Raw genomic sequence first — 13,825 nt, forward strand, 5'->3', positions numbered from 1 at the left:
CGGTTAGAGCGCGGGGTGTGGCCGCCAAATGTTAATCGACCTCTCGTCCACCCTCTCCCACCCGCACATCATCGCCCATCGCGCGGCTTTCATGTTCGGGGGCGAGACTCTGAATCATGATGGTTAGGTTAGATCGTGATCGCGAAGCGAGCCGCGATCTGAACCGGTTGTTGAACAAGCCCGGTCCGATTTCTCTGGAAATAGCTTTTTGTGGTCAGCCCGGAAAGCGGGCCGGAGGCCCGGCAGCGCTGCCGGATGGCGCCGGATTCGGCGCTTGTGCCTGAAAGATCAGGCGATTTTCCCGCCTGATCGGGCGTTTTTCCCCGTTTTCCGGCCGAGCGCGGCCGTGGCGCCGGCGGGCGCGTCGTTTTGCCGGGCGGCTTGGCTTACCCGGCCGTCTCCGTGGCTGCTTCAGTGTCACGTCGTCGCTTTCCGGTGGGGGCGATGCCTCGCCGGGAAAAGGGGCCAGGTTCGTCTTTATTCCTCCAACCCGAAAACCCACGGCCCGTCGCGTTGCGCGGCGAGGCCGGCGAGCGCCTGCTGGCCGGCGGGGCTGAGCAGATATTCGGCGAGGCGGTGGGCGCGGGCGCGGCGTTCCGGGTCGGCCGGGTGGCGGGGGCCGGGTTCGGCGGCGACGTAGACGCGGCGCATTCGCGGGTCACCCCTGAACAGCACACGCAGGCCGGCGTCGGGCATCTTGCCGAAGGCGACCGGGATGTGGCCGACGACGACGTAGGCGTGCTGCGTGGCGGCGGCCTTGAGGATGCCTTGCGGCGATTCGTGGTCGTCGAAGCGCATCTGGTTGGCGCCCAGGCGTAGCCCGGCGGCGCGCAGCAGGCCGGCGACGATGGTGAAGCTGCCGGGATCGCGAAAGCCGATCATCGGCGCGTCGGCGGCGAGGATGCGGCGCAGCGCGTCGGTGCCGTCGCGGGCGTGGGCGATGTCGGCCGGGTCGTCGGGCGGGCCGGCGAAGACGTGCTCGTTCTTCGCCCAGGCGCGCAGCGGCGCGGCGTGGCCGGCGGCCTGCAGGGCATAGGTCTCGTCGCTGCCGTGCATGAGCAGCAGGTCGGCGTCGCCGTTGCGGAAGGCGGGGACGACGCCTTCCTTGGGCGCGGCGGCGACGGTTTCGATGGTCAGGCCGGTGGCTTGCGCGGCCTGTTCGGCGAGCGCCGGCCAGATGCCGCTGAGGACCAGCCCGCCGACCACGGCGACGCGCACCGGCGGTTCGGCGGCGACTGCCGGCGCCAGCGCGAGCAGGCCGAGCAGGGCGGCGAGCGCCGCCCGTCGCACCCGGGCCGGCCTCATGCGGCGAGCGCCGCGCCGTAGCGGGCCTGCGCTTCGCTCCAACTGATGCGCACCGGCTGCGCCTTCATCGTCCGCCGGTTGATCATGCGCACCGACATCGCTTCCAGCCAGGTCCACCATTCTTCGCGCAGTTCGGCCGGGAAGCCGGTTTCGTGCATGGCGATGAACAGGTGCTCGATCCACACCTCGCGGCTGCGTTCGTCGACGGAGAACGGGAAGTGGCGGGTGCGGATGCAGCCGCCGCCGCGCGTCGCGGTGTAGTTGCGCGGTCCGCCGCAGGTCTCGACGACGAAGTCGGCGATCAGGCCGCACAGCTTCTCGAACTGCGCGTCGGGAACGTCGAACATGTGGCCGATCTCGCTGTGGCGCAGGCGGCCGTGGTGGTGGAAGACGAGTTCGCGCAGACCTGTCTCGCCGACGGTGGCGAGGACGCGGGCGCTGGGAAACTGCACTTCGGGCAGGTCGAGGTCGTGCGCCGCCGGGACCAGGCGGCCGACTTCGGGGCGGTGCGTGCCGCAGGCATGGGGGACGGCTTCCGGGGTCGGGCTGGCGGACGATTGGCACATGGTGTTCTCCTGGGAATGGAAGGATGGAATCAAGTGGAAAGGCAGGGGGCGACGACCAGTCGCCCGTCGGGCAGGCGCACCGGCGCGATGGCGACGCCGTACAGTTCGCTCAGGCGCGCGGCGGTGAGGACGTCGGCCGGCGCGCCGTCGGCGACGATGCGGCCGTGCTGGAGCATGGCGACGCGGTCGGAACCGGCCAGCACATGGTCGGGGTGGTGGGTGGTCTTGAGGATGCCGTAGCCGTCGACGGCGAGCGAGTGCAAGAGGTCGAGCAGGGCGATCTGGTTGCCGTAATCGAGGCCGGTCGCCGGTTCGTCCATCACCAGCAGGCGGCTGCCCTGTGCCAGCGCCCGGGCGATCAGCGCCAGTTGCCGCTCGCCGCCGGAAATCTCGGTATAGGGCCGGGCGGCGAGATGTTCGATGCCGAGCCGGGCGATCGCCTGCTCGACGGCGTCGCGGTCGTCCCCGGAAAGCGCGGCGAACAGGCCGCTCGCCGGCAGCCGGCCGAGGCTGACGATCTGCCGCACGGTGTAGGGAAAGGGCGTGGCATGCACCTGCGGTACGTAGGCGAGCTTGCCCGCCAGTTCGCGGCGCGCGTAGGCGGCGAGCGGCTGGCCGTCGAGGCTGACGCGGCCGGCGCTCGGCGTCAGCAGGCCGAGCAGGATGCGCAGCAGCGTGCTCTTGCCGGCGCCGTTGGCGCCGAGCAGCGAGACCACTTCGCCGGGGCGCAGGGCGAGGCTGGCGCCATCCAGCACGACGCGGCCCCGGTAGGCGTGCTCGATCGCCTGGCCGCAGAGCACGGGCGCGCCGTTCACAGCCACCCCCGGCGCACGCGGCCGAGAACCAGGACGAAGGCGACGACGCCGATCAGTTCGGTGACGATGCCGATCGGCACTTCGGTGCTCGCCACGGTGCGCGCCAGGCCGTCGGCGGCGAGCAGGAAGCAGGCGCCGAGCGCGGCGCTGGTCGGCAGCAGCACGGCATTGCCGGGGCCGACCAGGAGGCGGGCGATGTGCGGCACGATCAGCCCGACCCAGCCGATGATGCCGGCCAGCGACACGGTCAGCGCCGAGATCAGCGTCGCCAGCGCGACGATGCCAAAGCGCAGGGCGCGCACCGGCACGCCGAGCGCGCGCGCCTCGTCGTCGCCCATGCTGAGCGCGTCGAGGCCGCGCCCGAGGGTGCCGAGGAGGAGCACGCCGACGCCGATCGGCACGGCCAGCACGCCGATCTGGCCGAGATCGGCGAGCGCCAGGCTGCCCATCAGCCAATGCACGATCGCCGGCAACTGGTTGTAGGGGTCGGCGGCGTACTTGACCATCGACAGCAGCGACGTGAACAGCGCGCCGGAAATCACGCCGCCGAGCACCATCATGATGATGCTGCCGTTGCCGAACAGCGTCGCGATGCCGACACCGACGCCGACCGCGGCGACGCCCATGGCGAAGGCCAGCGCCTGGACCAGCGCCCAGGGCAGGTCGAGCAGGATGCCGAGGGCGGCGCCGAAGGCCGAACCGGCGAGCACGCCGAGCAGGCCGGGCGACACCAGTGGGTTGCGGAAGACGCCCTGGAAGGCGGCGCCGGCGCTGGCCAGCGCGCTGCCGACGAGGACGGCGGCGAGCACGCGCGGCAGGCGGATGCGGACGATCAGGTTGAACAGCGTGTCGTACTCGCGCGCCGGCAGTTCGACGAGGCCGAGCGCGGCGCCGAGGAAACGCAGGATGTCGGCGAGCGGCAGCGGGTAGCGGCCGATGCACAGGGCGAACAGCATCGCCGCGGCGACCGCCGCCAGCAGGCCGGGGCCGAGACGCGGCCAGGGCAGCGCGGCGGCGCGCATCAGCCGGCCTCCTGCAGGCTGAACTGGATCGGCACGACGACCCAGGCGGCGATCGCCTGCTCGCCCTGGCGGGCCGGCACGAAGCGCCAGCGGCGCACGGCGTCGAGCGCCGCCGCGTCGAGCCGGTCGTGGCCGCAACTCTGCTGCAGCACGACTTCGTCGGGCTGGCCGGAAGGCAGCACGCGGACGCGCAGCAACACGCGCCCCGCCTCGCCGTAGCGGCGGCTGGTCGCCGGGTAGGCGGGCGCCGGGTTGCGCAGGTAGGCGGCGTTGAAGACGGGGGGCGAGGTGGGTTGCGGGCTGGGCTGCGATGCGGGTTGCGATGCGGGTTGCGATGCGGCCGGGGCGGTGCTCGGGGAGGCGGCTTGTGACAAGGCGGGCGACGCGGTGGGCGACGTGGCCGCTTCCGGGCTGGCGGTGGCTGGAGCGTTGGCCGGGAGGCTTGGGGTAACGCTCCTGGCTGCGGCGCTGGTGGTGATTGCCGGTCGTTTCGCCGGCATTTTGTTGGCGCTCGGGGCGCGTTTTTCTCTGGGGCTGGGGGGCTGCGGGCGGGGCGTTGCGGGGGGACTGTTGGTGACCCAGGTAAGCTGCAGCGGCCCTGGCGTCTTTGCCGCCAGCGGCCGCTCGGCGGTGATCGCCAGGCCAGCGCAGGCCAGCGTGTGGATCGCCGCCGAGACGGCGAACGCCGGCCAGCGCCGCGTCGTCTGTTCGCGGTAGGCTGGGCGCAGGCGGCAGAGCGCTGGGTTCATCGGCTTACTCGAACAGCCGGTCGATCTGCGCGTCGTCCGGGGCGACGGCGAAGAACAACTGGAGGAAGGCGCGCGTGTCGGCGTGCCGGGCGAAGCGGAAATCGCCCGGGTAGAAGACGCTCGCCAGCCATTGCGCGCCGAGCGCGCGCATCAGCGACGGCGGCCGGTCCATCCAGTTGTGCGGCCATTTCGGCACCAGGTGCACGCGGCCGTTGCGGATCGCGCTGATCTGCTGCCAGCGCGGATCGCGGCGGACTTCGGCGAAGAAGTTGCGCTCGTGGGTGACGATCACCTCGGGGTCGAGCGCGATCACCTGTTCCAGGCTGATCCGCTCCATGCCCATGATGCTTTTCTGCATGCAGCGATAGACGTTGTAGCCGCCGGCCAGCTCGATCGCCTCGGTGTGGAAGGAGCGGTTGCAGTCGGTGGCCAGGCCGTCCGGGCCTTCGGCGTAATAGACGCGCGGGCGTTTCGCTTCCGGCACGGCGTCGACGAAGTTGGCGAGCCGGGCGAGCGCCTGCTCGATGTAGCGGGCCTGCGCCTCGGCGGTCTGCTCGCGGCCGAGCAGGCGGCCGGTGTAGCGCAGCGCCGCCGGCCAGTCGGCGAGCCGGTCGAGTTTGACGAAGAGCACCGGGACGCCGGTTCTGGCGAAGGCGTCGCTGATCTTCTGGCGGTCGGCGAAGGCGTTCTGCCAGGCGAGCGCGATGTCGGGGCGCAGGCCGAGCACGGTTTCGGCGTTCATCTGGGCGCCGCTGCCGAAGCTGCCGCCGCCGACCGGCAGCGCCAGCAGGCGGGGCGGGAAGAAGGCCTTGCCCGGCTCGGCGACGGCGAAGCTGAGGGCGACCATCTTGTCCGGCGCCAGCGCGTGCAGCAGCACGCTGAGCGGCGGCGCGGCGGCGAAGACGCGGTCGATGCGCTCCGGGACCTCGACCCGGCGACCGTTCATGTCGGTGACTTCGCGCGCCGCCGCCGGCAGGGCGGCGAGCAGCGCGAGGAGGGCGGCGGCGAGCTGGCGTTTCATCGCTGTTCCTCAGAAGCCCAGGTTGAGCGAGGCGAACAGGGTGCGCGGCGCGCCGGGGAAGAAGATGCGGTTGCCGGCATTGACGTTGATTTCGCTGGTGCTGATCTGGCCGATGTACTTGCGGTCGAACAGGTTCATCACGCCGACTGTCGCCGTCCACCGGCCCCAGCCGGTCTGCCGGCCGTAGCTGGCGGTGAGGTCGGCGAGCCAGTAGCCGGGCACGCGCTGGTCGTAGTTGCTGCTCGCCCAGCGCTTGCCGACGTACTGCGCCATCGGCGCCACGGTGAAGCCCTGGTAACGCCAGATGGCGCCCAGGTTGGCCATCCATTTCGGGACGTCGGGCAACTGCTTGCCTTCGACCGGCAACACGGCACCGCCGACCGTCTGCATGTCTTCGACGAAGCGCGAGCGGCTATAGGAGAGCGCCGAGACCAGTTGCAGCGTCGTCGTCGGCGACCAGCCGGCGGCCAACTGGAAGCCGAAGGCTTCGGTCTTGCCGACGTTCTGCGACCAGACGGTGTTGGTCGCCGGGTCGTAGGCGCTGACGCCCTTGTTCTTCGAGCGGCTGTAATAGACGGTCGGGTCGAGGTAGAAGCGGTCGTGGCGGATGCGTGCGCCGATGTCGATGGCGGTGGCGATTTCCGGCTTCAACTGGTCCCAGTACCACTGGCTGGTGAAGCCGGCCGGTGGCGTCTGGTTGAAGGCGTCGAAGGACGGGCCGCCGATGGTCTGGCCGGCATTGACGCGCAGTTCGACGAGCGGCGTCAATTGGTAGCTGGCGCCGAGCTGCGGCAGCCAGCGGCCGAAGCTGCGGCTGTCCACGCTGCGAGCGGCGACCGGGGTGGCGCGGTCGGCGGCGGCGTCGGCCGAAACGTCCCAACTGGCGCCGGTGGTCGTGCTGGCGTCGTAGGCGGTGATGGCGGGCAGGGTTTCGCGGGCGTAGCGCAGGCTGCCGCTGAGCTTCAGGCGGTCGAACTGGCGCAGGGCGGTGAAATAGGTGCTGTGGAACTCGTGGCGGTCGGTCACTTCGGAGAGCAGCGCCCAGCGCTGGAAGACCAGCTTGCCGCCGACGATCTTGTAGAGCTTGCGGGTGGTCGGCGGGCCGGGCGGTTCGGTCGAGGTCCAGCTATGGCCGAACTTGACCTCGGTGCCGGCCAGGCGGCTGGCGAACTCGGCGGTGGCGCCGTAGGTGCTGTGATCGAGCAGCCATTCCTGGACTTGCTGAGCTGTGCTGCCCTCGTACAGGTACTTGCCCTTTTCCCTGGCATAGAAGGGCTTGAAGCTGAGGCTGGTGTCGCCGCTGAAGGCGTAGCGGATGTTCGCCAGCAGCGCTTCGTTGCGGAATTTCTGGCGGTTGAAATCGTAGTAGTCGGAACGGCTGGGATCGACGCCGTAATCGGCGCGCCGGTAAGTCGACAGGTCGCGCGCCTCGGCGTAGGTGAGGCCGCGATAGTTGTGCTGCGCCTGGTCGTTGCGGGCGTAGAGGACGTCGATGTCGAGCTTGCCGAAGTGCTGGCTGATACCGAGTTCGATGTTCTCGCGGTCGCCCGGCGCTTCGCCGTGGCCGCGCCATTTGTCGGCCTGGGTGTGCGAGGCGGAGAAGAAGAAGGCGGTGCCGCTCGCCAGGCGGCCGCTGTCGGCGCGCAGGAAGGCGCGCTGGAAACCGTCGCTGCCCAGGCTCAGGCCGATCTCGCCGCCGGCCTTGGCCTGCGGCCAGCGCAGTTTGCTGTCGAGGGCGCCGGAGGTGTTGAAGAGGCCGCCGCGGTCGGCGGCGATCGCTCCCTGCGCGAAATCGACCTGGCGCAGGTTTTCCTTGTCGAACAGGAAGAGGTAGCCGGGTCCGGGGCCGGGGCCGCCGAGCGTGAGCCCCTCGACGGTGCCGGAAACGCCGTGGGTGCTGACTTCGCCGCGCACCCGCATGCCCTTCTGGCCGCCTTGCGAATTGTTCAGCCCCCAGGCGTCGACCGGCGTGACCTTGACGCCGGGCACTTCGGCGACGCTGGTGTAGGGATTGCTGCCGCCCGGCGTGTCGAACAGGCGCATCGCCTCGCGGTCGACCCGGTACAGCGTGGCCGGCGTCGCCGCTTCGGGCAGGACGAACTCGCCGTCCGGGTTGCCGCGGGCGGTGACTTCCACGGTGTCGAGCACGGTATCGGCGTGGGCGAAGGCGGAGGCAAGCGCCCCGGTCAACAAGATCGCCAGACGGCGACGCTGGAAACCGCTGTTCCCTGAAGATTGCATGGCATTTCCCCTTGATGGATTTTCTGTGCTGAGTTGTTATGTAGTTATATACATAACGATAAGTCCGGATCAGCAATTGCCGTGCCCGCATCAAATGGTTGTTATACGGTGGATAACGCAGGGGTGGTTGTTTCGTTATGTTGTAATAAATACAACGATGTCGGGAGTCTGACAATCCGTGTCGGGAAACGGCGTTGATCTGTCGGCGATGCGCCGACGGTCTGTTCGCCACGGCGCCCGGAAAATTGCCCTGCACAACGCGGGCCTTCCCAGTACCATTGTTACTCCTTTAGTAATAGTTGGTCGGGCGCTCGTTGTAATGAAATCCGAATTCGCCGATGAGAAATCCGTCACCCGCACCCATCTGCTGGGGACGCTGGGGGTCATCGTCGTGTTGACCGTCGCGCTTGGCGCCTTCTTTTCCTGGAGCAGCCTGGCCCAGCATCGCCAGTCCCTGGATCGCCTGCAGCGCGTGGCGGCCGAGACGCAGCGCCAGCGCCTGGGCAGCGAGATGGCGCGGGCGCTCGAACATGTCGAGTTTGCCCGTTCGCGGACCGAGATCGTGCTGCGGCAGAACCTGCAGGCGCAGGTCGACGGCGCGCTGCAGGTGGCCGCGGCGATCCACGCCCGGGAGTCGGGACGTCGCCCGCCAGCCGAAGTGCAGCGCCTGATCATCGAGGCCTTGCGCCCGGTACGTTTCTTCGATGGGCGGGGCTACTTCTTCATCGACGACATGCAGGGCAAGTTCATCCTGCTGCCGACCTCGCCCGATCTGGAAGGGACGACCAAGCTCGACAATCAGGACGATCAGGGGCATTACATCATGCGCGGCCTGATCGCGGCAGCGCGCCAGCCGGCCGGCCTGGGCTTTTCCCGCTATCGCTGGTATTCCCCGGAAAATCCCCGGGAAATGGCCGACAAGCTTGCCTACGTCCGCCATTTTGCGCCTTATGACTGGCTGATCGGCACCGGTGACTACACCCACAAGTGGGAGGAATACCAGAAGGGCGAGGCGCTGGCGCGCCTGCGCGAACTGCATTTCGGCGAGAGCGGTCACGTCGCAGTGGTCGACGCCGAGGGGCGCATCCTGTTGGCCGAGGACGCCGCCAGCGAGGGCAAGCGGCGCAGCGAGCTTTCACCGCTGCAGGCGCAGGCCTGGACGGCGATTCTCGAGGCCCGGCAGAATGGTCGGGAAACCGTTTCCTATCTCTGGCAACGCGCTGTCGGCGGGGAAGCGGTGTCGCGCACGGCGCAGGTCAGGCTGGTCCAGCCCTGGGGATGGACGGTGGTGGTGGCGATCGACGAGGACGAGATGCAGCGGGCGCTGGCCGCCGAGGTGGAGCGTCATGTGCCGATCGATGGCGAGAAGCTCGGCAACCTGCTGCTCGCCCTTGGCCTGGCGCTGCTGCTCGGGCTGGCGGCGTCGTTCTGCTTTTCCCTGTGGTCGAACAAGATCTTCCGCCGCTATCACCGGCAGAACGCGGCCTACGCCCGGGAGTTGCTGGAAAGCGAAGCGTACAGCCGGATCCTGTTTGCCGGTTCGGTGGTGCCGATGGTCGTCATGGAACCGGACAGCGGGCGCTTCGTCGATTGCAACGACGCGGCGGTGCGCATTTACGGCTACAACAGCCGCGAAGCGGTGCTCGGCCTGACCCCGGTCGCCGTTTCCGACGTCACGCAATACGACGGCAGCGATTCGGCAAGCGCCGCCGCCCGTCACATCGCCGCTTGCCGGGCCCAGGGCAGCGTCGTCTTCGCCTGGCGTCACCGGCGCCCCGACGGCACGATCTGGGATGCCGACGTCACCTTGTTCGAACTGCCGCACAACGCGCGGCGACTGATGTTGTTCCAGTTGCAGGATGTAACCGCGCGGCGCAACGCCGACGCCGAACTGGCGCGTTATCGCGACCACCTCGAACATGAGGTGGCGATCCGTACCGAGGCCCTGACCGCGGCGAAGGATGCGGCGGAAGCCGCCAACGTCGCAAAGAGCGCCTTCCTCGCCAACATGTCGCACGAGATCCGCACGCCGCTCAACGCGATCACCGGCATGGCCTATCTGATCCGTCGCGATGGCGTCGGCGAGAAACAGGCGGACCGTCTGGACAAGATCGACGCGGCGGGGAGGCATCTGCTGGACATTCTCAACGCCGTGCTCGACCTGTCGAAGATCGAGGCCGGGCGTTTCGTTCTCGAGGATGCCGAGGTCGATGTCGCGCTCGTCCTCGACAACGTGATGGCAATGGTCATCGACCGCGCCCGCGAGAAGGGGCTGGAACTGCGCATCGAGGCCGGCCAGCTACCGGTCTTGCGCGGCGATGCGGTGCGCCTGCAGCAGGCCTTGCTCAACTATGCCGCCAATGCTGTCAAATTCACCGAACACGGCCAGGTGACGATGCGGGTTCGGATCGAGAGCGAGTCCGGCGACCGGGTTCGGTTGCGTTTCGAGGTCGTGGACAGCGGCGTCGGCATCGCGCCGGAGGTTATTCCCGAGCTGTTCGCCATCTTCACCCAGGCCGACAATTCGGTGACCCGGCGCTACGGCGGTACCGGGCTGGGGCTGGCGATCACCCGCCGCATCGCCCGACTGATGGGCGGCGACGCCGGGGTGGAAAGCACGCCGGGTGAGGGCAGCACTTTCTGGTTCACCGTCGAGCTGCCGAAAGCGCAGTCGTCCGTGGCGCCGCCCAGTGTGCCGGAGCGCAGCGCCGAGGCGCGGCTGGCGCGCGAATGCGCCGGTCGCCGCGTCCTGCTGGTCGAGGACGAGGAGGTCAACCGCGAGATCGCCCGCGAACTGCTGGAAGCGGTGAACCTGGTCGTCGATGTCGCGGAAGACGGGCTGGAGGCGCTGGAAAAAGCGGCGGCGACGCGCTACGACCTGATCCTGATGGACATGCAGATGCCGCACATGGATGGTCCGGAAGCCGCCCGCCGCATCCTGGCGCAGGTTGGCGGGCAGTTGCCGATCGTCGCCATGACCGCCAACGTTTACGCCGAGGATCGCGTCCGCTGCAGCGAGGCCGGCATGGTCGATTTCATCGCCAAGCCGCTCAAGCCCGAAGTTTTCTTCACCACGCTGTTGCGTTGGCTGGGGCGCGGCGAGCCAGCCGGCTGAGCCTCAGGCCATGCTCGACAGCGCGGCCAGCAGGTCGCCGTTGTCGGAGGCGTTGCCGGCCATGCCGGCATCGATCAGGCCGCCCTGGGTTTCGACATGGGCGACGTAGCCGTGCGCACGCAGGGTATGGGCCCAGTCGTCGGCGGTCTTGCGGGTGGGGTGCCACGGCCCCTGTTCGACGACGGGGCGGGCGGTACCGTTACGGTATTTGGTGACGACGCGATACACGATGGCTGCCGGTGAAAACTGCGTTTGAAATTATCGGTCAGTCGCGTCGTCCCGAGCAAGCTTCAGGCGGCGTTCTTGCCCTTCTGCCAGAGCACGTCGCCGCGCCCGCCGGCCCGGTTGAGGGCGCGCCCGAAGACGAACAGCAGGTCGGACAGTCGGTTGATGTAGCGGCGGGCGGCATCGGACAGCGTTTCGGCGTGGTGCAGGGCGACCATCGCCCGCTCGGCGCGGCGGCAGACGGTGCGGCTGAGGTGGGCGAGCGCCGCCGGCCGGGTGCCGCCGGGCAGGATGAATTCCTTGAGCATCGGCAGTTCGCTGTTGAAGGTTTCGGCCAACGCCTCCAGTCGCTCGACCTGGGCGTCCTTCATCACCGCCATGCCGGGCAGGCAGAGTTCGCCGCCGAGGTCGAAGAGGTCGTGCTGGATGTCGAGCAGCGCGCCGCGCACGGTTTCCGGTAACTCCTCGCAGAGCAGCACGCCGAGGCTGGAATTGAGTTCGTCGACCTCGCCGATGGCGGCGATGCGCAGGCTGTCCTTGGTCGTCCGGCTGCCGTCGCCGAGCCCGGTGGTGCCGGCGTCGCCGGTGCGGGTGACGATCTTCGACAGGCGATTGCCTTTGCGTTCATTTTCGTTATCCACGTTTGCCTTCTCCTTGGTGAACGGCGAATTATACTTTCGGGTCTCGTAAAGACTGTCGCCGCCATGCCAAAGTTCGCCGCCAACCTCAGTTTCCTGTTCGTCGACGTCCCTTTCCCGGCGCGTTTCGCGCGCGCCGCGGCGGCCGGTTTCGCCGGCGTCGAGTACCTCTTTCCCTATGCCTGGCCGGCTGCCGAAATTGCCGGCTGGCTGCGTGCCGCCGGCTTGCAGCAGGTGCTGTTCAACCTGCCGCCCGGTGACTGGGACGCCGGCGAGCGGGGTATCGCCTGCCTGCCGGGGCGCGAAAAGGAATTCGCCGCCGGCGTCGACACGGCGCTGGCTTACGCGCAGGCGCTCGATTGCCGGCAGGTGCACTGCATGGCCGGCTTGCGCCCGGCCGGCGCCGACGATGCCGCGCTCACCGCCACCTACGTCGCCAACCTGCGCCATGCCGCCGACCGCTTCGCCGGCATCGGCGCGACGGTGCTGATCGAACCGATCAACAGCCGCATCGACATGCCCGGTTACTGGCTCGACGACATCCGCCACGCGGTCGCGCTGCTGGATTTGATCGACCGGCCCAATGTCCGCCTGCAGCTCGATCTCTACCACGCGCAGATCATCCAGGGCGACCTGGCGCGCTGCATCGAGGCCAACATCGAGCGTATCGGCCACCTCCAGATCGCCGACAACCCGGGGCGTCACGAGCCGGGCAGCGGCGAAATCAATCATCCCTTCCTCTTTGCCTTGCTCGACCGGCTCGGTTACGGCGGCTGGATCGGCTGCGAGTACAAGCCGCTGACGACGACCGAGGCCGGCCTCGGCTGGTTGCCGCGATGAACGCCTGGCGCGACGAGCCGCGTGCTTTCCTGCGCCGCCTGTTCGACGCCGGACTGGCGGCGGCCGATCCGGCGTGTTGCGTGCCGCCGGCGCTGGCCGCGCTTGATCCGCCGGGGCCGGGCGGCCGGCTGATCGTCGTCGGTGCCGGCAAGGCGTCGGCGGCGATGGCCAGGGCGGTCGAGGAGCACTGGCCCGGCCCGCTGTCCGGGCTGGTCGTCACCCGTTACGGGCATGGCGTGCCCTGTTCGCGCATCGAAATCGTCGAGGCCGCGCACCCGGTGCCGGATGCGGCCGGCGCAGCAGCGGCGGCGCGTATCCTCGCTCTGGTTTCCGGGCTGAGCGCCAACGACCGCGTGCTGGCGCTGATTTCCGGCGGCGGTTCGGCGCTGCTGGCGGCACCGGCGCCGGGTATCACACTGGCGCAGAAGCGGGCGCTCACTGACGCCTTGTTGCGCTCGGGGGCGGCGATCGGCGAGATCAACTGCGTGCGCAAGCACCTCTCGGCAATCAAGGGCGGGCGCCTGGCGCTCGCCGCCTGGCCGGCACCGCTGCTGACGCTGGCGATTTCCGACGTGCCCGGCGACGACCCGGCGGTGATCGCTTCCGGGCCGACGGTCGGCGACCCGACGACGGCGGCCGACGCCCTGCGCATCCTCGACGCCTACGCGATTCCGCTCGCCGCGCCGCTGCGCGCCTGGCTGGCCAGCGGCGCCGCCGAGACGCCGAAGCCGGACGATCCGCGGCTGGCCGGCGCGACTTACCGCCTGCTCGCCTCGCCGCGCCAGATGCTTGAAGCGGCGGCGGCCGAAGCGCGCCGTTGCGGCGTCACGCCGCTGCTGCTCGGCGACGCGCTGGAGGGTGAGGCGCGCGAGGCCGGCAAGGTGCACGCCGGCATCGCGCTGGCCTGCGCCCGCCACGCTTTTCCGGCGAGCCCGCCGTGCGTCCTGCTGTCCGGCGGCGAAACGACGGTGACGCTGGGCGGCGCCAGCGGCCGCGGCGGGCGCAATAGCGAATTCCTGCTCGGGCTGGCGCTGGCCCTTGGCGGCGCGCCGGGCATCCATGCGCTGGCCGCCGACAGCGACGGCATCGACGGTAGCGATGACAACGCCGGCGCCTTTGTCGCGCCCGATACCCTGGCCCGGGCGCGGGCGCTTGGTCTGGACGGCCAGGCGGCGCTCGCCGCGCACGATGCCTGGGGCTATTTTGCGGCGCTCGGCGACCTGCTGCTGACCGGGCCGACGCGGACCAACGTCAACGACTTCCGCGCCATCCTGATCGCCTGAAGCGG

General features: G+C 69.4%; 12 protein-coding genes. 3 read left to right on the forward strand and 9 right to left on the reverse strand.

What is annotated here, in order from left to right:
* Positions 1-477 precede the first annotated feature (477 nt).
* From ACLIIZ_RS16295 to ACLIIZ_RS16325, 7 genes are read right to left on the reverse strand one after another with little or no spacing between them, the layout of a single operon-like run.
* Positions 478-1,305, reverse strand: coding sequence for a substrate-binding domain-containing protein (locus ACLIIZ_RS16295; RefSeq protein WP_416693831.1), 828 nt, complete (start codon positions 1,303-1,305; stop codon positions 478-480).
* Positions 1,302-1,871, reverse strand: a complete 570-nt coding sequence (locus ACLIIZ_RS16300) for a globin domain-containing protein (protein ID WP_416693832.1) — start codon at positions 1,869-1,871, stop codon at positions 1,302-1,304. Before ACLIIZ_RS16300 ends, ACLIIZ_RS16295 begins: the two co-directional genes overlap by 4 nt.
* 29 nt (positions 1,872-1,900) lie before the next feature.
* Positions 1,901-2,686: an ABC transporter ATP-binding protein gene (locus tag ACLIIZ_RS16305; protein WP_416693833.1), complete on the reverse strand. Its 786-nt coding sequence runs from the start codon at positions 2,684-2,686 to the stop codon at positions 1,901-1,903.
* Positions 2,683-3,708, reverse strand: coding sequence for a FecCD family ABC transporter permease (locus tag ACLIIZ_RS16310; protein WP_416693834.1), 1,026 nt, complete (start codon positions 3,706-3,708; stop codon positions 2,683-2,685). The genes ACLIIZ_RS16305 and ACLIIZ_RS16310 overlap by 4 nt, the downstream gene beginning before the upstream one ends.
* On the reverse strand, positions 3,708-4,457 hold the full coding sequence (locus ACLIIZ_RS16315) for an energy transducer TonB (RefSeq protein ID WP_416693835.1): 750 nt from the start codon (positions 4,455-4,457) through the stop codon (positions 3,708-3,710). Before ACLIIZ_RS16315 ends, ACLIIZ_RS16310 begins: the two co-directional genes overlap by 1 nt.
* Before the next feature lie 4 nt (positions 4,458-4,461).
* Positions 4,462-5,478: an ABC transporter substrate-binding protein gene (locus tag ACLIIZ_RS16320; RefSeq protein ID WP_416693836.1), complete on the reverse strand. Its 1,017-nt coding sequence runs from the start codon at positions 5,476-5,478 to the stop codon at positions 4,462-4,464.
* A gap of 9 nt (positions 5,479-5,487) precedes the next feature.
* Complete coding sequence (locus ACLIIZ_RS16325; RefSeq protein WP_416693837.1) at positions 5,488-7,719, reverse strand: TonB-dependent receptor; 2,232 nt, start codon at positions 7,717-7,719, stop codon at positions 5,488-5,490.
* Positions 7,720-8,038: 319 nt separating this feature from the next.
* On the opposite strand from ACLIIZ_RS16325, the gene ACLIIZ_RS16330 reads away from it, so the two are divergent.
* The gene (locus tag ACLIIZ_RS16330; RefSeq protein WP_416693838.1) at positions 8,039-10,834 is read left to right on the forward strand and encodes a cache domain-containing protein; all 2,796 of its coding nucleotides are present in this window, start codon (positions 8,039-8,041) and stop codon (positions 10,832-10,834) included.
* Between the two features lie 3 nt (positions 10,835-10,837).
* On the opposite strand, the gene ACLIIZ_RS16335 is transcribed toward ACLIIZ_RS16330, so the two are convergent.
* Together ACLIIZ_RS16335 and ACLIIZ_RS16340 are read right to left on the reverse strand one after the other, a co-directional pair.
* Positions 10,838-11,062 carry a hypothetical protein gene (locus ACLIIZ_RS16335; RefSeq protein WP_416693839.1) on the reverse strand — a complete coding sequence of 75 codons (225 nt, stop codon included), beginning with the start codon at positions 11,060-11,062 and terminating at the stop codon, positions 10,838-10,840.
* A gap of 62 nt (positions 11,063-11,124) precedes the next feature.
* Positions 11,125-11,700, reverse strand: coding sequence for a cob(I)yrinic acid a,c-diamide adenosyltransferase (locus ACLIIZ_RS16340; RefSeq protein ID WP_416693840.1), 576 nt, complete (start codon positions 11,698-11,700; stop codon positions 11,125-11,127).
* Between the two features lie 63 nt (positions 11,701-11,763).
* On the opposite strand from ACLIIZ_RS16340, the gene hyi reads away from it, so the two are divergent.
* Positions 11,764-12,537 (forward strand): hydroxypyruvate isomerase, encoded by a 774-nt coding sequence (hyi, locus tag ACLIIZ_RS16345; RefSeq protein WP_416693841.1) that lies wholly within the window; start codon positions 11,764-11,766, stop codon positions 12,535-12,537.
* Positions 12,534-13,820: a glycerate kinase type-2 family protein gene (locus tag ACLIIZ_RS16350; protein WP_416693842.1), complete on the forward strand. Its 1,287-nt coding sequence runs from the start codon at positions 12,534-12,536 to the stop codon at positions 13,818-13,820. Before hyi ends, ACLIIZ_RS16350 begins: the two co-directional genes overlap by 4 nt.
* The last annotated feature ends 5 nt before the right edge of the window (positions 13,821-13,825 follow it).

The organism is Azonexus caeni, from assembly GCF_048146105.1.
GTDB lineage: Bacteria > Pseudomonadota > Gammaproteobacteria > Burkholderiales > Rhodocyclaceae > Azonexus > Azonexus aromaticus_B.

Coding starts and splice junctions, on each gene's coding strand:
- ACLIIZ_RS16300 (WP_416693832.1), bottom strand. CDS start 1,871: ATGTGCCAATCGTCCGCCAGCCCGACCCCGGAAGCCGTCCCCCATGCC.
- ACLIIZ_RS16315 (WP_416693835.1), bottom strand. CDS start 4,457: ATGAACCCAGCGCTCTGCCGCCTGCGCCCAGCCTACCGCGAACAGACG.
- ACLIIZ_RS16350 (WP_416693842.1), top strand. CDS start 12,534: ATGAACGCCTGGCGCGACGAGCCGCGTGCTTTCCTGCGCCGCCTGTTC.
- ACLIIZ_RS16310 (WP_416693834.1), bottom strand. CDS start 3,708: ATGCGCGCCGCCGCGCTGCCCTGGCCGCGTCTCGGCCCCGGCCTGCTG.
- ACLIIZ_RS16320 (WP_416693836.1), bottom strand. CDS start 5,478: ATGAAACGCCAGCTCGCCGCCGCCCTCCTCGCGCTGCTCGCCGCCCTG.
- ACLIIZ_RS16325 (WP_416693837.1), bottom strand. CDS start 7,719: ATGCAATCTTCAGGGAACAGCGGTTTCCAGCGTCGCCGTCTGGCGATC.
- hyi (WP_416693841.1), top strand. CDS start 11,764: ATGCCAAAGTTCGCCGCCAACCTCAGTTTCCTGTTCGTCGACGTCCCT.
- ACLIIZ_RS16295 (WP_416693831.1), bottom strand. CDS start 1,305: ATGAGGCCGGCCCGGGTGCGACGGGCGGCGCTCGCCGCCCTGCTCGGC.
- ACLIIZ_RS16330 (WP_416693838.1), top strand. CDS start 8,039: ATGAAATCCGAATTCGCCGATGAGAAATCCGTCACCCGCACCCATCTG.